The sequence below is a fragment of the Microbulbifer thermotolerans genome (assembly GCF_900112305.1).
Lineage (GTDB): Bacteria > Pseudomonadota > Gammaproteobacteria > Pseudomonadales > Cellvibrionaceae > Microbulbifer > Microbulbifer thermotolerans.
Map to the genome: position 1 here is coordinate 41,131 of NZ_FOKT01000012.1, position 18,330 is coordinate 59,460.

Below are 18,330 nucleotides of genomic sequence, written 5' to 3' on the forward strand. Positions count from 1 at the left end.
ACCAGGAGGCAAAAAATAAAAAAGGGCGAACAAATGTTCGCCCTTTTTTATTTGGTTCAACCGGCGATCATTGGGTTGCGCTGACTGGGCAGAGATGGAACTGCTCCATCATGATTTGCAGGCGCTTGCGCTGCATGTTTAGGCTGTACTCCAGCTCTTTGACCCGGGTGCGGATGGCCGCGGACTCCCATTTTGCCAGCAGCCGCTCGCGCGCGTTTTCATAGCGGCGGGATTGCAGCTCTTTCCATTCGGCCAGGGCCGCGGCAAAGTCCTGTGCCTCCTTTTCCAGCACCCTGCGCCACCGCTCTTTATGGCTGGATTGTTGTAGCTTCTGCTCTGCGCGCTTGAACTGCATGGTCAGAATTGCCCGCTGGATGCGTATTGTGGGCACCGTTTTCAGATTGCGCGCCAACCCGAGCCAGCTCGCGGTTTTGATCAGCCATTTGGTGGGATCCCACTGATACCAGCGGATGCCGTTGCGGTAGTCGGTCTGGAATATGTGGTGGTAGTTGTGGTAGCCCTCCCCGAAAGTAAAGAAGGCCAACAGATCGTTATCCCGCGCGGTATTTTCGTCGGTATAGGGACGGCGGCCCCACATATGCGCCAGGGAGTTGATAAAGAAAGTGGTGTGGTGGTTGACCACGATCCGCAGTACGCCGGCGAGCAGCAACATGCCGATGATGTCACCGGTGAGCCAGCCGGCGAGGAGTGGCAGGCCCAAGTTCATGGCCAGAGTAATCGGAATGTAGTGGTTGTGCTGCCACATTACGATCTTGTCCCGCTGCAGATCCTTGGCATTGCTGAAATCCACCTTGCCGCTTGGGTAATCCCGCAGCATCCAGCCGATATGGGAGAACCAGAAGCCGCGCTTGGCGGAGTAGGGATCTCGGTCGTTGTCGTCCACGTGGCGGTGATGACGGCGGTGTCCGGATGCCCAGATCAGGATGCTGTTTTGTAGTGTTGCGGCGCCGAAGAGGGCGAATATTAGGCGCAGGGACCAGTGCGCCTCATAGGTGCGGTGTGACCAGAGGCGGTGATAGCCGGCGGTAATAGAAAAGCCACAGAGCGCGCCGTAGACGGCAAAGGCCAGCCACTGGTACCAGTGATAGCCGTGGAAGATACCGTACAGGGGAACCAGGATCAGCGCTGCCAGCGCGGTGCTGGAAAACAGCAAAGTGGTGACCCACAGTCGTGGAGGGGTCTTGGAAACTGCATTCATAGTACGACCTTTGTTGAACGCTACTGTGAAGTTGTCAGGTGGGACATTGTAGGTTGAGACCGATTGGTCGGGTATTTGGGTTTTTATCATCAGGGGGGAATGCTAACCCATCGGCAGGTGCCAGGCACCTTTGAAGGGGTGGTTTTGGGAAGTGAGTCCGCCTATGCCAATTTATGGTGCGTTGGCGCCATATATCGAACCTTGTTGGTTCAAGCTTCGCCAAATTTCTGCCACTGGCGTCCACAGAACTACGAATTCGTGGGGAAACCAAAGTTGGCACGGGGCTTGCAATATTACTGGCGTGGGCCAAGAGGCCTGCGCTCCGGGAATCCATCACGGGGTTATAGCATACGAAGACTGCGTGACTTCCCGTTTTCTCTCATCATCGCTGATTCTGGCCCCGCTTTGCGGGGCTTTTTTTTAATCTTTCCTGTATATAGCAATTGATCGTATAGGTCAATACTTAATCAGCCCTTACGCAAATTTTTTCAGTGGTATTGCGAAAACCGGCGCAGCTGCTGGCTGCGGTCTTTTCACGGCAAGCTATTAATGCTTCACTAAGCAGCCTCCGATAAATTCGACCGAAAGCTCCTCGTTGGTCCCGGCGTTGCGCTTCTCACGCCCACGCGGAGGGTTTTCATTGTCGGGAGCGAATGGACCAGAGCTTCGCTAACCGAGATAGAAGCGTATAAAAGAGAAATACGTGTCAGAGCAACAGCCTCCCAAGGGTTCCCCGCCGCTGCAACTGGCCTCCCCCGATGAGCTGCGCGGGCTGGAGCCTGAGCAGCTTGCCCGGCAGGCTGTCTATCTGCAGAGCCTGCTACTGGATGTCGACTGTGGTCTCTGGGAGTGGCATCCGCACAGTGGCCGCCAGCGCGCTCAAGGACCGGTCTGGTCGATTTTTTCCAAAACCCTGGACTCGGCCCTGTGCGGGCTCTGGACTAGCGAGGACTTGCCGCTGGTACATTCGGACGACCGCGAAAAACTGCTGGCGCTGCGCCAGCGCCTGGCCGGACAGGGGGGCTGTATCGATGCCGCTTTTCGCGCCTATGATGGTGCCGGCCAGTTATATTGGCTGCGCCTCTGGGGGCGTGCCTTTAAGTCCGATACCGGCGAACTCTTCGCTATCGGTGGCTGCGCTGATTACAGCGAGGCACTGTCGGTACCCTATCTTTCCAATCTCCCCGGTGAGTGGCCTTTGCAGGCTCTTGCGGGGATCGGTGACGGTCTCTGGGAGTGGGATTTACGCGCTGAAGAAATTGTGCTGGACAGAGCCTGCTGGGCGATGTTGGGTTACGAGCGGGGACAGGTGGATGCCAATGCGCGCACAGCGCTGTCCCTGTGGAAGTCGCGTGTGCTGCCCGAGGACTTGCCGCGCCTCGAACAAGCTTTTACGGACCACTTGGCCGAACAGCTTCCACTGGATGTGGAATTCCGTCTGTGGCACCGGGACGGCGGTATTGTGTGGATGCGCTGTCGGGGGCAGGTACAGCGCAATAGTCGGGGCGAGCCGCTGCGTGTACTTGGCGTGATGCAGGATATCACCGCCAGCCGCGAGGCGTTGGCCCGCGCCGAGCGCGAACTCACACAGTTGCAACGCGAAAATAAAAATCGCGCCAATCTGCTTTTCGGTCTCAGTCATGAATTGCGCACTCCGCTAAATGCGATACTCGGTTACAGCCAGATGATCGAACTGGACCAGAGTCTCAATCCCGATCAGCGCCAGCGGCTCGGGGAAATCCGCCGCGCGGGTCAGCACTTGTTGCATCTGGTAGGGGATGTGTTGGAACTGGCGCGTATTGACAGCTTTCGACTGGCGCCGTCGATGGAGCCAATTCAGCCAGCGTCACTGGTGGCGGAGTGCAAACGTCTGCTGGAACCCCTGGCGGAAACCCGTCGTGTCAGTTTGATTTTTGAACCCCTGGGTTGGGAATCCGCCTATATCAGTGCCGACCCGGTGCGCTTCAAACAGGTTGTATTGAACCTTGCCGGCAACGCGGTCAAGTACAACCGGGAAAACGGCCGTGTGGTTATCAATTTTGCCCCCCAGGCCGAGGGCTGGCTGCGGCTTAGCATTCTGGATACCGGCCGGGGAATTCCTGAGGACAGACGGGCGGAAGTGTTCGAGCCCTTCAACCGCCTGGGAGCGGAAAAGGGGCATATCGAAGGTACTGGCGTCGGCTTGGCGATTGCCAAGCGGCTCACCGAAGCCATGGGCGGGCGCATAGATTTCGACAGTCATGAGGGGCAGGGTTCTATTTTCTGGATAGAGTTCCCCCTGATTGACCCGCCGGCCGAGGTGATGCAACTGACGGCGGGGCCGAGTGACCCGGTTGAGCTCCCCTCCTGCCACATTCTGCACGTGGACAGCCGGCCTTCCAGTGTCGCCCGGCTGAAAGCCATGCTGGCAGGCTTCCCCCAGGTTCGGCTTTTGGTTGCGGCCGACGCTGTGGAGGCCATATTCACCGCTCGTACTCAGTGTCCGGATATCATGCTCTTCGATGCCTCGGTGCCGGGGATATCCGCCGCGGATACGGCGCGGATTCTAAAGGCGGATCCGGTGACAGCGTCTATTCGCTTCGTGGTTGTGGGCGAATACAGCGGTGAAAGTTGCGACGCAGGCCTGCCCGATTCCTATGACTTGGCGCAGTTATCCCGGGTGCTGAGCAAGTGTCTGGCGGATGCGATGAAAACCGCGCCATAAATGCATAGGGTTCCGGCAATGGTGGCGAATTTTTCGCACCGGGTTACACTTGCCCGGCTCTGCAAAAGCGCCGTGTCCGGCAGGTGCCCATTCAGGCGAATACACGGGAAGACAACAATAAACTGAGGAGGGAAATGTCTGCCACTCTACCGGATGCCCGCCCCGCGGGACGGGAATTCCGACAACGTCTGTGGGTTTCGGCTCTGTTATTGGCTGTATTGGCCGGCATCTTTGTAGCGGTTTGCAAACAGCTGCTCAGTGTCAACGGCGGGGCGGCGATTCTCTGGTTTCCCGACGCCATCGCTATTGCGTTTTTGTATCGACATCCACCGCGTGACTGGCCCCCGTTGCTGTGTGCTCTGGTGTGCGCCAATGTCGCCGTGGATCTGGCGATGGGGTTTGAAGCCGGAGCGGCGGCCATATACGGGTTGGCGGGATTGGCGGAAGTCCTGCCCGCCGCACTGCTGTTGCGGCGATTTTTCCCCAATGAGACGTATTTCGACAGTCTCGGGCAATGGGCGCGCTTCACCCTGATCACCGCGGTGTTGCCGCCACTGGCCAGCGCCACCATTGGCTCCGCCATAGCAGCGCTGCGCACCGGCATCGATTACTGGACCTTGTTTTCCGCTTGGTATCTGGCGGATGCTGTGGGGATACTGGTACTGCTTCCCCTGGCGCTCCACTGCAACGCGGAATCTTTGCGGACGCTGCTGGACCGGGTACAACTGAGCCGTCTGCTTACCGTGACCGGAGCAGTGATCGCGGTGATATTTCTGATTTTGGAAATCGCTCTGCAGTCTTTTGTTTTTGTCTCTCTTCCCCTGATCTGGGCTGCCACTCGGCTGCCCATTTTCCAGACGCTGATCGTGATCTTCGTCGCTATTTTGTCCCTAGCGCTGAAATATGTCGGCGTGGACGCGCATCCCAATCCCAGCCTGTCCCCGATTGCAGGCGAGAGAACCGGGCTGCACTTGGTGCTCTCCATATTTGCTGCCGTGATTCCAGCTTACGTCATGGCGGTTTATACCAATATTGAGCGCCATCGCAACGCGCGTATTATCGCCATGGAGAGCAGCTTCCGCGAGGCGGTGGAGCAGTCGCATATCGGCATGCTCCTGGTGTCTCTCGACGGGGTGGTCCGGCGGGTCAATCGCAGCTTTTGCACCTTCCTGGGTTACGAGGAAAGCGAACTGATCGGCCGCAGTGTCTTCGACCTCACTTACGCCGGTGACGAGGCCGAGAGTCGCACTTTCTGGCGGGAATATGTGCGTGGAGAGTGCGATGTGCCGCAGATGGAAAAGCGCTATGTGCGCAAAGACGGCGCGGTGGTCTGGGGCCATCTTTCATGCTCTCTCGCCCGCGGGGCCGATGGTAGAGCGCTTTACTCCATTGCCCAGGTTGAGGATATCGACAGCCGCAAACGCAGTGAGGCAAAACTACTGGAATCCCGTGAGCGGCTGCAGGTCACACTATCCTCCATTGCCGATGCGGTCATTTCCACCGACGTTGATCAGAAGGTCAATTTTATGAACCCGGTGGCCGAGCAGATGACCGGCGTCACAATGGAGGAAGCGCGAGGGCTGCCCCTGGATCGCATTTTCCATAGCACAATGGGGGTCGATGGCGAACCCTTGGACAACCCGGTCTCGGAGTGTCTGCAGTTGGGAGCGGCGGTGCGCGGTGCCGAAGGTGCCGTTCTGCACAGCCGCGACGGGCGTACCTATGAAATCAAGAATTCAGCTGCCCCACTGAAGACGGAGAGGGATAAGCTGTTGGGTGCGGTGATGGTATTTCAGGATGTCAGCGAGTCGCGCCAGCTGATACGCCAACTCACTTATAAAGCCTCTCACGACGATCTTACTGGCCTCCTCAATCGCGACGCTTTCAAACGCGAATTGCTGAAAGCCATTGACAGTGCGCGTTGTGGCGATGAGTGCCACGCGCTGGCATTTGTCGATCTGGACCGCTTCAAAGTGATTAACGACAGTGCCGGCCATTTGGCTGGCGATGCTTTGTTGAAAAAGATCGGCAGCTATCTGCGCGCCCTGTTGCGCACCAGCGACTGTGTTGCGCGACTGGGTGGAGACGAGTTCGGGGTACTCTTCCGCAACTGCAACAAGATGCAGGCAAAGCTGCGCTGTGAGCAGTTGATTCGGCAGGTTGTCTCCCTGCGCTTCCCGTGGAACGAACGCGTCTATGATGTCGGCGCGAGTATTGGTATCACGGAAATCAACTGCGACAACCACCGCCTGGGCGATTTGTTGAGCCAGGCGGACGTGGCTTGCTACTCCGCCAAGCACGCCAGCCGCGGTACCGTGATGATTTACGAGATGGAGCAGAGCGCCGCGGCTTTACGCCACCGGGAAATTATTATGGCCTCGACTATCCGCGAGGCGCTGGACGGTGGACGGCTGACACTTTATGCACAGGCGGTGGCAGAAACCGCCGATACCGGAGTAGTCAGTCATTGCGAGATTCTGGTACGCATGGTGGATCACCGCGGCGCGCTGATTATGCCGGCGGCTTTTATTCCCGCCGCTGAGCGGTACGGGTTGATGCTGCAGATAGACCGCTGGGTGGTGGATGAGGTGCTCGCGCGGCGCGCGGCCCAGATTTGCGCCGCGGGAATCCGCTTTTCCCTCAATCTTTCCGCCGATGCACTGGGCGATGCCGAATTCCAGACCCACCTGATCCGGCTGTTGGAGGAGACGCCGGTACCGCTGTCACGAATCGGCTTTGAAATCACTGAAACGGCGATCATCAATCAGATGGAGAGCGCCAGCCACTTTGTCGCAACCCTGCGCAAGATGGGGTGTGAGGTGGCGCTGGACGACTTCGGTAACGGACTCAGTTCGTTCGGTTATTTAAAAGCCTTCTCCATTGATTACATCAAGATCGACGGCAGCTTCGTGCGCCAGGTGGAATCCAACTTCGTCGATCTGATTATTGTCGAGTCCATCCATCAGGTGGCGCATCGCCTTGGTGCCAGGACTATTGCGGAATATGTGGAAGACGCCTCCACCGCTGAGCGATTGCGCCGTATCGGTGTGGATCTGATGCAGGGCTATTATGTCGGTCAGCCCCAACCGCTGGCGCAGCTGCTGGATGCGGCTGCGCCAACTGTCGCACAGCCGGCGGCGCTGACCGAGCGCTAGGTGGGGCGCGGGGTCTTAGCGAAGGTGGCCCAAATGCCTGCCGACGGTTTGCAGCAGTGGTTTGAAGACTTTGGGGGTCCCGCAGACCAAGTGCCCTGAATCCAGGTAGCTCTCCCCACCCCGGAAGTCACTGATCAGGCCGCCGGCCTCTTTCACTAACAAGGATCCCGCCGCGATATCCCAGGTATTCAGGTACATTTCCCAGAAGCCGTCGAAACGTCCGGCGGCCACATAGGCCAGGTCCAGGGAGGCGGCGCCGGGGCGGCGGATGCCCGCAGTCTGGCCAGCGATTTCCTTAAATGCCGCCAGGTAAGGGTCTATGGCATCCAGAGCGGGACCATTGAAGGGCACACCGGTGCCGATCAGGGCGCCGCGCATATTCTGCCGGGGCGATACGCGGATGCGGCGCCCATTCAGGGCCGCGCCGCGGCCGCGACTGGCGGTAAACTCTTCGCGCTTGATGGGGTCCAGTACCACGGCGTGCTCGATGCGCCCGCGGTAACGGCAGGCGATGGAGATCGCAAACTGGGGAATACCGTGAATAAAGTTGGTGGTACCGTCGAGAGGGTCGATAATCCACTCATAGTCTGGCTCCGCGCCCTCCAGTAGGCCACTTTCTTCGGCGCGGATACTGTGCTTGGGGTAGACCTTGCGCAGGTGGTAAATAATTTCCTGCTCGCTGGCTTTATCTACCTCAGTGACGAAATCGTTGCGGGCTTTTTCCTCGAACTTGGTGACGTCGCCTCGCTCCCAGGCTCGTTCAATCAATTCACCGGCCTTGCGCGCCGCGCGCAGGGCAATATTCAGCATGGGTTCCATAACAATTCCGCACTTGTTGTTGAAAAAAACTGGCCACGGGCTCGCCGCGGCGGAGCGATTGTAGGGATTCCGGCGCATATTTGCTACACTCGCGCGCCCGCGTCATCCCGACAAACTGAAATATCCGCAGAGTATGGCCAAGTCCCCTCTCGACAGCAATCCACTCGCTGTCCTCGACAATATCCGTGTGGTGTTGGTGAACACCGCTCATCCCGGCAATATCGGCGGCGCCGCGCGCGCGCTGAAAAATATGGGGCTCAGCCAGCTCTACCTAGTGGCGCCGCGGGAATTCCCTGCCGCCAATGCCGTCTGGCGCGCCGCTGGCGCTGCCGATTTGCTGGACAGCGCCGTAGTGGTGGAGACGCTGGAGGAGGCCGTGGCTGACTGCGGTCTGGTGGTGGCCACCAGCGCCCGCGAACGCCGCATACCCTGGCCGCTTTTGACGCCGCGCCAATGTGGCGCCAGAGCCGTGGCTGAGGCAGCTACTCATCCGGTGGCACTGGTGTTCGGACGCGAGGACCGAGGGCTGACTAACGAGGAGTTGCAGGCCTGCAATTTTCACGTGCATATTCCGGCCAATCCAGAGTACAGCTCCCTGAACCTGGCCACTGCGGTACAGGTGCTCGCCTATGAGGTTCGCGTGGCGGCGCTGGAGGCGGAAAAAGGTGAGGCTCTGAATTACGCCGATTGGGACAGGCCGCCTGCCAAAGCCGGTGATATGGAACTTTATTTCGAGCACTTGCAGCAGGCCCTGGGAGAGCTCGGCTTTATAGATCCGGAAAACCCGCGTCAGACTATGACCCGTCTGCGCAGACTGTTCAGTCGCGTACGCCCGGACGATATGGAGCTGGGTATACTGCGCGGCTGGCTGACAGCGATACAGAATTACATCTACAGGACCGGTGGCAAGGGACGCCCGGAATAGATGAACCAGGCGACGCCCGTGGGCGGCGAGTGGGATATAATTCCTGACACAAGAGCTGGGTTATATACTTGACTAACTTGGTGGGTTATTCCATACTCGCGGCCCGATCGAAAGAGGGTTGTAGATCAGTCGGGAGCTGATATGCGTTTGACAACCAAAGGTCGCTACGCGGTCACGGCGATGCTGGATTTGGCGTTGCACGCCGATCGTGGTCCTATCAGCCTGGCGGACATTTCCAAACGCCAGGGCATTTCCCTGTCTTATCTGGAACAGCTGTTCTCCCGTCTGCGTCAGTCCGGCTTGGTCTCCAGTGTGCGCGGTCCGGGTGGTGGTTACCGCCTGGCGCGGGATGGTGCCGATATTTTCGTGGCGCAGATCGTTGACGCGGTGAATGAGTCTGTGGACGCCACTAATTGCGGCGGCAATGCGGACTGTGCCAACGGTGAACAATGTCTGACCCATTATCTGTGGTCCGATTTGAGCGAACAGATTCACAACTTCCTCAGCGGTATCAGCCTCGCCAATCTGGTAGCCCGCTCGGAAGTGCAGGAAGTGGCGCGCCGGCAGGATATACGCGAGGCCCCGGAAGAGCGGGTCGCGGTGGTCGGCGGCCTGTAACCGGGCCCTTCCCGCGAGATGTACAAAGAGTTACTGAGCGAAACGGTATGACTATGAAGCTTCCCATCTATCTGGATTACTCGGCCACCTGCCCGGTGGATCCGCGCGTTGCCGCCAAAATGGCGGACTACTTGACGATGGAGGGCAACTTTGGCAACCCGGCCTCGCGTTCGCACCTGTATGGCTGGAAGGCGGAAGAGGCAGTGGAAGAGGCGCGTCGTCAAGTGGCGGAACTGGTCAATGCCGATCCGCGTGAGATCGTCTGGACCAGTGGTGCCACTGAGTCCGACAACCTGGCTATCAAAGGGGCAGCCCATTTTTACCAGAGCCGCGGCAAACATATCATCACCTCCAAGATAGAGCACAAGGCGGTGCTGGATACCTGCCGCCAGTTGGAGCGCGAGGGGTTTGAGGTCACCTACCTCGATCCGCGCCCCGACGGCATTGTCTATCCGGAGCAGGTGGAAGAGGCGCTGCGCGATGACACCATTCTCGTCAGCCTGATGCACGTCAACAACGAGATAGGCACGGTCAACGATATTGCGGCCATCGGTGAGCTGTGCCGTGCCCGCAAGGTGATCTTCCATGTGGACGCGGCCCAGAGCGCCGGTAAACTGCCGATCGATCTGGGGGCGCTGAAAGTGGATCTGATGTCCTTTTCCGCGCACAAGGTCTACGGCCCCAAAGGCATTGGCGCTCTGTATGTACGCCGCAAGCCGCGGGTGCGTATCGAGGCGCAAATGCACGGCGGCGGCCACGAGCGCGGCATGCGTTCCGGCACACTGCCGACCCATCAGATTGTCGGCATGGGGGAAGCTTTCCGCATTGCCAAGGAGGAAATGGCGGACGAGTCTGCGCGCATGCTGGCGCTGCGCAATCGCTTCTGGGACCAGATCAAGGATATGGAAGAAGTTCATGTCAACGGTTCCATGGAGCAGCGGGTGCCCGGCAACCTGAATGTGAGCTTCGCCTTTGTGGAGGGTGAGAGCCTGATTATGTCCCTGAAGGATCTGGCGATTTCCTCTGGCTCCGCGTGTACCTCCGCCAGTCTGGAGCCCAGCTACGTACTGCGCGCCCTGGGAGTGAATGACGAACTGGCCCACAGCTCCCTGCGCTTCAGTTTTGGCCGCTTTACCAGCGAACAAGATGTGGATACGGCGGCGGCGGAAGTGCGCAAGGCAGTGGAAAAACTGCGTGAATTGTCGCCGCTGTGGGATATGTACAAAGACGGCATCGACCTCAATACCATTGAATGGGCGGCGCATTAAAGGTTTAGGAGAGATTAGCAATGGCCTATAGCGATAAAGTCATCGACCACTACGAACGCCCCCGCAATGTCGGCCGCCTTGACGAGAAGGCGGACAATGTGGGCACTGGCATGGTGGGCGCACCCGCCTGCGGCGACGTCATGCGTCTGCAGATTCAGGTGAATGACGAAGGTGTCATCGAAGATGCCAAGTTCAAAACCTATGGCTGCGGTTCCGCCATCGCCTCCAGTTCTCTCCTCACTGAGTGGGTAAAGGGAAAAACCCTGGAGGAGGCCGAGCAGATCAAAAACACCGCTATCGCCGAGGAGTTGGCCTTGCCGCCGGTGAAAATCCACTGTTCAGTACTGGCGGAGGACGCCATCAAGGCTGCGGTACGCAATATCCGCGAGAAGCGTGGCCAGCTGGCAGAACAGGAAGTCGACACAAAAGCCGCGGGCTAAAACCCATCGGGCAGTAGGGGTAGAATTGCAATGGCCATTACCATGACGGAAGCCGCGCAGGCGCATATCCGCGGCCAGCTTGAAAAACGCGGCAAGGGCGTGGGTATTCGTGTCGGCGTCAAGACCGCCGGTTGCTCTGGCCTTTCCTATGTGCTGGAGTTTGTCGACGCAGTGTCTGCCGAGGACATGGTTTTCGAGCAGAATGGCGTCAAGCTGGTGGTGGACCCAAAGAGTCTTGTCTACCTGGACGGTACCGAATTGGATTTCGTCAAGGAAGGGCTGAATGAAGGGTTTGCCTTTTCCAATCCGAACGTGAAGAACGAGTGCGGTTGCGGCGAAAGTTTTCACGTGTGATCCCCGCCAGCCGTGGAAAGGCCGGGTGCGTCGTGCATGCCGGCCTTTTTCATATCTCCACCATCTGCGGGGCAGTGTAAACGCAGCCTGCCGGGGTAAATGCCTATGCCACTGAATCAGAATTATTTTGAAATATTCGGCCTCACCCCTGAGTTCGATATTGATCGCGCGGCCCTGGCCGAGCGCTACCGGGAACTACAGCGGGAGTTCCACCCCGATAAGTACGCCGCCAAGTCCGAGCGCGAACAGCGGCTGGCGATGCAGTACGCGGCGAAGATTAACGAAGCCCATACCACTTTGCGCGATCCCGTGGCGCGCGCGGCTTACCTGTTGCGGCTCTCCGGCGTGGAAGTAAGTCCCGAACAGACTACCAGCGACGCGGAATTTCTGATGCAGCAGATGGTACTGCGCGAGCGTTTGGAAGAAGTGCGGGACGCGGCAGAACCGGAAAGGGCGCTGGACCACCTTGGGGATGAAGTGCGCGGCCTTTTTGTTGCTGAGCAAAAACATTTCGCCGGGTACTTAACGGCGGGCGATTTGGAAGCGGCGAAAAACTCCCTCTTTAAATTGCAATTTCTCGCCAAGTTGCAGCGACAAGTGGAAGACCTGGAAGAAGATTTACTGGATTAAAAATGGCATTACTGCAAATCTCCGAACCCGGCCAGACTCCCGAACCCCACCAGCGCAAACGTGCAGTTGGCATCGATCTGGGGACCACCAATTCACTGGTGGCCACGGTGCGCAGCGGCTCGGCAGAAGCCATAGCGGCGGAAGACGGCAGTGTGATACTGCCGTCGGTCGTGCACTACGGTGAAGCGGGCATCAGTGTGGGCGCCGTTGCCCGCGCCCGCGCCGGAGACGACCCGTACAACACGCTGATCTCGGTCAAGCGCATGATGGGGCGGGGCATCGCCGATGTGCAGAGTTTCGGCGATCAATTGCCATACAGATTTGCTGATACCGATGGCGGAATGCCTTTGATTGAAACCGCTGCCGGGCCGGTGAGTCCCGTTCAGGTATCCGCCGAAATTTTGAAAACACTGGCGCAGCGTGGTCGGGAGGCCCTCGGCGGCGAGCTGGATGGCGCGGTCATTACCGTACCCGCCTATTTTGATGATGCCCAGCGCCAAGCCACCAAAGATGCCGCGCAACTGGCGGGTCTCAAGGTGCTGCGGTTGCTGAACGAGCCCACGGCGGCCGCGGTCGCCTATGGTCTGGATAGAGATGACGCCGACTCCAAGATCATAGCTGTCTACGATTTGGGGGGCGGCACCTTCGATATTTCCATTCTGCGCCTGTCCCGCGGTGTCTTTGAAGTGCTCTCTACCGGCGGTGATACCGCTCTCGGCGGCGACGACTTCGACCGCGCCATCGCCAGCTGGATCGCAGCACAGGCGGGATTGGGCACCGACCTGGACCCGGCCACCCAGCGTGAACTGCTGGATAATGCCTGTGCCGCCAAAGAGGCTTTGGCAAGCAAAGAGCAGGTGGAAGTCGCCTGTGGGGATTGGCGGGGCACTCTGGATCGCGCTGGTATGGCGCGGCTGCTGGACCCCCTGATCGACAAGACACTGCGCGCCTGCCGGCGCGCCCTGCGCGATGCCGGCTTGTCTGTTGAGGATGTGCAGGAGGTGGTACTGGTGGGCGGTTCCACCCGTACCCTGCGCGTGCGCGAGCGGGTAGAGGAATACTTCGGCCGTCCGCCCCATGCGGATATAGACCCCGATCAGGTGGTTGCCATTGGCGCGGCCCTGCAGGCGGACGTGCTGGTAGGCAACAAATCCCGCGACGACCTGCTGCTGCTGGATGTGATACCTCTGTCTCTCGGTATCGAAACTATGGGTGGTTTGACGGAGAAACTGATTCACCGCAACACCACGATTCCCGTAGCCAAGGCCCAGGAGTTCACCACTTTCAAAGACGGCCAGACAGCCATGGCGATCCACGTGGTGCAGGGAGAGCGCGAGTTGGTCAAGGACTGCCGCTCCCTGGCCCGTTTTGAATTGCGCGGTATACCGCCCATGGTGGCTGGTGCCGCCCATATCCGCGTGACTTTCCAGGTGGATGCGGACGGCCTTTTGTCGGTGACAGCGACGGAGAAGAGCAGTGGCGTCAGTGCCGATGTCACTGTCAAACCCTCCTATGGCCTGGAGGATAAGGACATTGCCCGCATGCTCCAGGATTCCTACGCCCACGCCGAGGAAGACAAGGTTGCGCGGGCGTTGCGCGAGGCCCAAGTGGAGGCGGAGCGCACCCTGGAGGCACTGCTGACTGCGTTGCAAGAAAATGGCGCTGAGCTGCTCAGCGAAGAGGAACTGAGCGATCTGGAGCGGGCCATGGAGGCGCTGCGGTTGGCGCACAACGGCGGCGATGCGGACGAAATCCGGCGGCGCATTGACGCGCTCAATCAGGTATCTGAGCCTTTCGCTGCGCGCCGTATGGATGCCTCCATTAAACGCGCCATGCAGGGGCACTCCCTGGACGAATTCGATCAATAAATGCCGGGACCCTGAGGGACCCACTGGATAGAGTTACAAGCCCATGCCAAAAATCGTTTTTTTGCCCCACGCCGAAATTTGCCCCGAGGGCAAGGTGGTGGAAGTGGAACCCGGAATCAGTATCTGTGACGCGGCCCTTGAGAACGGTGTTGAGATAGAGCACGCCTGCGAAAAATCCTGTGCCTGCACCACCTGTCACGTGATCGTGCGCGAGGGTTTTGACTCCCTGGAAGAGCCTGACGAACTGGAAGAGGACATGCTGGATAAGGCCTGGGGGTTGGAGCCGGAATCGCGCCTGTCCTGCCAGGCAATCGTGAGTGACGAAGATCTGGTGGTCGAGATTCCCAAATACACCATCAACCAGGTATCGGAAAAACATTGACCGGTTGGTCTGAATCGCCGCAGGTCTAGTTGCGAGGAGAAGACGCAGATGAAATGGACAGATATCAACGACATCGCTATCGAGTTGGTGGAAGCATACCCGGACGTGGACCCACTCTCGGTCAACTTTGTTGAACTGCGCAACTGGGTGATGGAGCTGCCCGGTTTTGACGATGATCCCGAGCGCTGTGGTGAAAAAATTCTCGAGGCTATACAGGCGGCATGGATCGAAGAGGCCGAGTAAGTCACCAGATAGTACAAACTTCGTGCAACAGCGCGTATAATCCGCCCTCCGCAAAATGGCGGTGATTAAAATCTGAGTGCTCCGCGCGGGCACACAAGAATTCATTGAAGAGCAACTGTTTGAGTTGCTCTTTCTGTATAAGCATTGCAAACACTGAAATTGGAGAACAAGATGGCCCTGGAACGCACTCTTTCCATTATCAAGCCGGACGCGGTAGCCAAGAATGTTATCGGCGAAATCGAAACCCGCTTCGAAAAAGCCGGTTTGCGTATTGTTGCCATGAAAATGCTGCACCTGTCCCGCGAGAAGGCCGAGGGCTTCTATGCCGAACACAAAGAGCGTCCCTTCTTCAAAGATCTGGTGGACTTCATGACTTCCGGTCCGGTCGTGGTACAGGTACTGGAAGGTGAAAATGCTATTCAGGCAAACCGCGACCTGATGGGTGCCACCAATCCGCAGGAGGCAGCTCCCGGCACTATCCGCGCCGACTTCGCCCAGAGCATCGACGCCAATGCGGTACACGGCTCCGACTCCCCTGAGTCTGCAGCGCGTGAGGTGAGCTACTTCTTTGCCGAAGACGAAATTTGCCCGCGCAGCTGATTTCGCGACAAAGGCAGTGTGAAGGGCCCGCTCCGCAGCGGATTGTGGCACTTTGTCAAAGTGCGCAGGCCGCTCACGGAAAGAAGCGGGTCCACTCCTAAGCCTGAACCCCACGAGGTAATCCCATGACCCAAGCGCAAACCGCCAAAACCAACCTGCTCGGCCTGTCCCCGGACAAGCTGGCCGCCTTCTTTGAATCGCTGGGCGAAAAGCGTTTTCGCGCGGTGCAGGTGCTCAAGTGGATTCACCAAAATGGGGTCGATGACTTCTCGCAGATGACCAATATCTCCAAGGTACTGCGAGAGAAATTGGCTCAGGTGGCAGAGGTGCGGGCGCCCGAGGTACTGGGTCAGTGGGACTCCGCCGACGGCACGCGCAAATGGCTGATCCGCGTCGAGGGCGGCAATGCCATTGAGACCGTCTATATCCCCGATGGTGACCGAGGTACCCTCTGCGTATCCTCCCAGGTTGGCTGCTCTTTGGACTGTAGCTTTTGCGCCACAGGCAAGCAGGGCTTCAATCGCGACCTGAGCGCGGCGGAGATCATCGGTCAGGTGTGGATCGCCTGTAAGTCCTTCGGTCAGTTGCAGCCGAAAGGTCCGCGCAAGGTGACCAACGTCGTTATGATGGGTATGGGCGAACCGCTGTTGAATTTTGACAATGTGGTCGACGCCATGACCCTGATGATGGAAGACAATGCCTACGGCATTTCCAAGCGCCGGGTCACCCTATCTACATCCGGCGTGGTGCCCGCGCTGGACCGCCTCGCGGATGTGACTGATGTCAGTCTGGCGATCTCCCTGCACGCGCCCAACGACGAGCTGCGCAACCAGCTGGTTCCCATCAATAAAAAATATCCCATCGCCATGCTGCTGGATTCCGCCCAGCGCTACATAGAGCGCATGCCGGACAGCCATCGCAAGATCACCATTGAGTACACCCTGATCCGCGAGGTCAACGACCGTCCCGAGCATGCCGAGCAGTTGGCGGAGCTGCTGCGCGATGTGCCAGTCAAGATAAATCTGATACCCTTCAATCCGTTTGAGCTGTCCGACTACGAGCGGGTAAGCAACAATGCTTTGCGACGCTTTCAACAGATTTTGTTGGACAAAGGTTATACGGTAACCGTGCGCACCACCCGCGGCGATGACATTGCCGCGGCCTGCGGTCAGTTGGCTGGCAGCGTTAACGATCGCACGCGCCGCTCTGAACGCTACCGCAATGCCCGGCTCCGAGACGATGGCGCAGACCAAGGCGAGATAGAAAGCCCGGTGCGCTTCGTCGGGTGATGTCGACAGAACATCACCGGAGGCCGGAACAAAACAATGACAGGTGATGTTGTGTTAGCGAAAAAACTCTCCGGACTTCTTTTTGGCTTGATCCTCTCGGTCGCGCTGAGCGGCTGTGTCACAACCGGCCTGCCGCAGCGGCAGGAAGTTGATATTGAAAAAGCGGTTCAGACCCATGTGCAGCTGGGGCTGCGTTACCTGAGAAATGGCGACAACCGCGAGGCGGCCCGCCACCATTTCAACAAGGCCCTGGAACTCGGTAAAAAGGACCCTATGGCCCATCTCGGACTCGCGCTGATGTATCAGACGGACGGCGAGGTAGAGGTGGCTGAATCCCACTTCAAGAAAGCGTTGCGCTACGGAGACAACTTCTCCATGGCGCGGACCAACTACGGTGCCTTTCTCTACCAGCAGGAGCGCTACGAGGAAGCGCTAGTGCAGTTTGAGAAAGCGGCTTCCGATCTCACCTATAACCGCCGCTCCTATGCGCTGACCAACTATGGCCGTACAGCCGCAAAGCTGGGCAAGGTGGAAGAGGCAGAGAAGGCTTACACCCGCGCCCTGGCGCTGGATGACGATTTGCCTCAAGCCTTACTGGAATTGGCCGAACTTAAATTTAATACCGGTGCTTATGTAGAGGCAAAGCACTACCTGGACAGATACAGTGCGAAAAACCGGCAGATACCTCAGTCCCTGTGGCTGGGTATCCGAATTGAGAAAATTTTTGGCAACCGGGACAAGGAACGGAGTTATGCCCTGGCGCTGAAAAATCTCTACCCCTATTCGGCGGAAGCGCTGAAGTACAAACAGACTATGGCCAATGACGGATAACCTTTCCGATATCGCCCGCGAGCAGACGGGTGAATCCCGTGAACAGCTGCTGGATAATTCCCCCGGCAGCCAGCTGCAACGCGCCCGGGAGGCGGCCGGCCTGAGCCGGGAGGAATTGTCCAACCGCCTGTGCATGACCGGGAACAAACTGGAACTGCTGGAGCGCGATCAGTACGACCGCCTGCCGGGCGCCATCTATGTGCGCGGCTATATCCGCAATCTCTGCAAAGAGCTGAATATCGACGAGGGGCCCGTGTTGCAGGCGTTCTCCGGCTATTGCAGTGCCGAGGAAGAGAGCCGTGAAATACTTGCCCACGTCAGCCGTGGAGGGGAAGTTTCTCCGGTTCGACACCGCATGCGGGGCCTATTGGTGTTGCCGCTGTTGCTGGTGGGGGTTGTTTTCTGGTGGCTATATGGCCGCGATGTGGCACAGCAGCCGGCTGCGCTCGCCAGCGGGGGCCTGTATCCGGAAGCGCCAAGGGATGAGCTGGCCGCCGTGGAGCCTGAGGGCGGTGACGCTGTCGTTGCGGATGGAACGGCTGCCACGGATTCAGCGGAGAGTGAGGCCGAACTCAGTACCATGCCTGCAATTGAGGCGGATCCGATCTCCGCTGTCGGTGAATCGGAACAGGTGCCGGCAATTGCTGAACCGCAGGCCGTCGTGACGCCGGCCACCAGTGCTGAAGAGTCTGGCTCCGGGCAGTCAGTGGAACCCTCCGCAGCACCTGTCGACGGCGCACTGCGGCTGACGTTTGTCGAGGAGTCCTGGGTCGAGGTCAAGGACGCCAGCGGCCGCGTACTGCTGGCCAAGTTGCAGCCCGCCGGTACTGAAGTCGAGCTGAGCGGTGAGGCCCCTTATCAGTTAATGCTGGGCAATGCCCGGGGAGCACAAGTGCTCTATCGCGGCGAGCTGATTGACAGTGACCCCATCGGTAGCCGCCGCACCCGCCGCCTGACAGTGGGCGAGTAGTTCACTCTTCGCTAG

At 58.7% G+C, this 18,330-nt stretch carries 17 protein-coding genes; 15 read left to right on the forward strand and 2 right to left on the reverse strand.

Annotated elements, in window-relative coordinates:
• Positions 1–67: 67 nt before the first annotated feature.
• A complete protein-coding gene (locus tag BM155_RS15900) occupies positions 68–1,219 on the reverse strand; it encodes an acyl-CoA desaturase (protein WP_067154655.1) in 1,152 nt (383 codons plus the stop codon).
• Positions 1,220–1,922: 703 nt separating this feature from the next.
• Here BM155_RS15900 and BM155_RS15905 point away from each other — a divergent pair.
• On the forward strand, positions 1,923–3,923 hold the full coding sequence (locus tag BM155_RS15905) for an ATP-binding protein (protein WP_074904240.1): 2,001 nt from the start codon (positions 1,923–1,925) through the stop codon (positions 3,921–3,923).
• 134 nt (positions 3,924–4,057) lie between these two features.
• Entirely contained in the window at positions 4,058–7,078 is a 3,021-nt protein-coding gene (locus BM155_RS15910; RefSeq protein ID WP_074904242.1) for an EAL domain-containing protein, read from the forward strand.
• Positions 7,079–7,093: 15 nt separating this feature from the next.
• Here the strand turns inward: BM155_RS15910 and BM155_RS15915 are convergent, their stop codons facing one another.
• Positions 7,094–7,897 carry an inositol monophosphatase family protein gene (locus tag BM155_RS15915; protein ID WP_067157905.1) on the reverse strand — a complete coding sequence of 268 codons (804 nt, stop codon included), beginning with the start codon at positions 7,895–7,897 and terminating at the stop codon, positions 7,094–7,096.
• 133 nt (positions 7,898–8,030) lie between these two features.
• Here BM155_RS15915 and trmJ point away from each other — a divergent pair, with 133 nt between their 5' ends.
• The 13 genes from trmJ to BM155_RS15980 all read left to right on the forward strand — a co-directional run bounded on the left by trmJ (position 8,031) and on the right by BM155_RS15980 (position 18,315).
• Positions 8,031–8,822, forward strand: a complete 792-nt coding sequence (gene trmJ, locus BM155_RS15920; RefSeq protein ID WP_074904245.1) for a tRNA (cytosine(32)/uridine(32)-2'-O)-methyltransferase TrmJ — start codon at positions 8,031–8,033, stop codon at positions 8,820–8,822.
• Positions 8,823–8,963: 141 nt separating this feature from the next.
• Positions 8,964–9,440: a Fe-S cluster assembly transcriptional regulator IscR gene (gene iscR, locus BM155_RS15925; protein WP_067154643.1), complete on the forward strand. Its 477-nt coding sequence runs from the start codon at positions 8,964–8,966 to the stop codon at positions 9,438–9,440.
• A gap of 53 nt (positions 9,441–9,493) precedes the next feature.
• Positions 9,494–10,708 (forward strand): IscS subfamily cysteine desulfurase, encoded by a 1,215-nt coding sequence (locus tag BM155_RS15930; RefSeq protein WP_067154641.1) that lies wholly within the window; start codon positions 9,494–9,496, stop codon positions 10,706–10,708.
• Between the two features lie 20 nt (positions 10,709–10,728).
• Positions 10,729–11,148 (forward strand): Fe-S cluster assembly scaffold IscU, encoded by a 420-nt coding sequence (gene iscU / locus BM155_RS15935; protein ID WP_067154638.1) that lies wholly within the window; start codon positions 10,729–10,731, stop codon positions 11,146–11,148.
• Positions 11,149–11,178: 30 nt separating this feature from the next.
• Positions 11,179–11,502 carry an iron-sulfur cluster assembly protein IscA gene (gene iscA, locus BM155_RS15940; RefSeq protein ID WP_074904247.1) on the forward strand — a complete coding sequence of 108 codons (324 nt, stop codon included), beginning with the start codon at positions 11,179–11,181 and terminating at the stop codon, positions 11,500–11,502.
• Positions 11,503–11,607: 105 nt separating this feature from the next.
• Entirely contained in the window at positions 11,608–12,132 is a 525-nt protein-coding gene (gene hscB, locus BM155_RS15945) for a Fe-S protein assembly co-chaperone HscB (protein WP_067154631.1), read from the forward strand.
• A 2-nt stretch (positions 12,133–12,134) separates the two neighbouring features.
• Positions 12,135–14,000: a Fe-S protein assembly chaperone HscA gene (gene hscA / locus BM155_RS15950; RefSeq protein WP_067154628.1), complete on the forward strand. Its 1,866-nt coding sequence runs from the start codon at positions 12,135–12,137 to the stop codon at positions 13,998–14,000.
• A gap of 43 nt (positions 14,001–14,043) precedes the next feature.
• The gene (fdx, locus tag BM155_RS15955) at positions 14,044–14,382 is read left to right on the forward strand and encodes an ISC system 2Fe-2S type ferredoxin (RefSeq protein WP_067154626.1); all 339 of its coding nucleotides are present in this window, start codon (positions 14,044–14,046) and stop codon (positions 14,380–14,382) included.
• A gap of 48 nt (positions 14,383–14,430) precedes the next feature.
• Positions 14,431–14,625 (forward strand): Fe-S cluster assembly protein IscX, encoded by a 195-nt coding sequence (iscX, locus tag BM155_RS15960; RefSeq protein WP_067154623.1) that lies wholly within the window; start codon positions 14,431–14,433, stop codon positions 14,623–14,625.
• Between the two features lie 171 nt (positions 14,626–14,796).
• On the forward strand, positions 14,797–15,225 hold the full coding sequence (gene ndk, locus BM155_RS15965; protein ID WP_067157902.1) for a nucleoside-diphosphate kinase: 429 nt from the start codon (positions 14,797–14,799) through the stop codon (positions 15,223–15,225).
• A 125-nt stretch (positions 15,226–15,350) separates the two neighbouring features.
• Positions 15,351–16,514, forward strand: a complete 1,164-nt coding sequence (gene rlmN, locus BM155_RS15970; protein WP_067154621.1) for a dual-specificity RNA methyltransferase RlmN — start codon at positions 15,351–15,353, stop codon at positions 16,512–16,514.
• A 36-nt stretch (positions 16,515–16,550) separates the two neighbouring features.
• Positions 16,551–17,345, forward strand: a complete 795-nt coding sequence (gene pilW / locus BM155_RS15975; protein ID WP_074904250.1) for a type IV pilus biogenesis/stability protein PilW — start codon at positions 16,551–16,553, stop codon at positions 17,343–17,345.
• Positions 17,335–18,315 (forward strand): RodZ domain-containing protein, encoded by a 981-nt coding sequence (locus BM155_RS15980; RefSeq protein ID WP_074904253.1) that lies wholly within the window; start codon positions 17,335–17,337, stop codon positions 18,313–18,315. Before pilW ends, BM155_RS15980 begins: the two co-directional genes overlap by 11 nt.
• Positions 18,316–18,330: the final 15 nt, after the last annotated feature.

Excerpts from the sequence above, each read along its gene's own strand:
- BM155_RS15900 (WP_067154655.1), bottom strand. The coding sequence starts at position 1,219 with ATGAATGCAGTTTCCAAGACCCCTCCACGACTGTGGGTCACCACTTTG.
- BM155_RS15910 (WP_074904242.1), top strand. The coding sequence starts at position 4,058 with ATGTCTGCCACTCTACCGGATGCCCGCCCCGCGGGACGGGAATTCCGA.
- BM155_RS15915 (WP_067157905.1), bottom strand. The coding sequence starts at position 7,897 with ATGGAACCCATGCTGAATATTGCCCTGCGCGCGGCGCGCAAGGCCGGT.
- trmJ (WP_074904245.1), top strand. The coding sequence starts at position 8,031 with ATGGCCAAGTCCCCTCTCGACAGCAATCCACTCGCTGTCCTCGACAAT.
- iscR (WP_067154643.1), top strand. The coding sequence starts at position 8,964 with ATGCGTTTGACAACCAAAGGTCGCTACGCGGTCACGGCGATGCTGGAT.
- BM155_RS15930 (WP_067154641.1), top strand. The coding sequence starts at position 9,494 with ATGAAGCTTCCCATCTATCTGGATTACTCGGCCACCTGCCCGGTGGAT.
- iscU (WP_067154638.1), top strand. The coding sequence starts at position 10,729 with ATGGCCTATAGCGATAAAGTCATCGACCACTACGAACGCCCCCGCAAT.
- iscA (WP_074904247.1), top strand. The coding sequence starts at position 11,179 with ATGGCCATTACCATGACGGAAGCCGCGCAGGCGCATATCCGCGGCCAG.
- hscB (WP_067154631.1), top strand. The coding sequence starts at position 11,608 with ATGCCACTGAATCAGAATTATTTTGAAATATTCGGCCTCACCCCTGAG.
- hscA (WP_067154628.1), top strand. The coding sequence starts at position 12,135 with ATGGCATTACTGCAAATCTCCGAACCCGGCCAGACTCCCGAACCCCAC.
- fdx (WP_067154626.1), top strand. The coding sequence starts at position 14,044 with ATGCCAAAAATCGTTTTTTTGCCCCACGCCGAAATTTGCCCCGAGGGC.
- iscX (WP_067154623.1), top strand. The coding sequence starts at position 14,431 with ATGAAATGGACAGATATCAACGACATCGCTATCGAGTTGGTGGAAGCA.
- ndk (WP_067157902.1), top strand. The coding sequence starts at position 14,797 with ATGGCCCTGGAACGCACTCTTTCCATTATCAAGCCGGACGCGGTAGCC.
- rlmN (WP_067154621.1), top strand. The coding sequence starts at position 15,351 with ATGACCCAAGCGCAAACCGCCAAAACCAACCTGCTCGGCCTGTCCCCG.
- pilW (WP_074904250.1), top strand. The coding sequence starts at position 16,551 with ATGACAGGTGATGTTGTGTTAGCGAAAAAACTCTCCGGACTTCTTTTT.
- BM155_RS15980 (WP_074904253.1), top strand. The coding sequence starts at position 17,335 with ATGACGGATAACCTTTCCGATATCGCCCGCGAGCAGACGGGTGAATCC.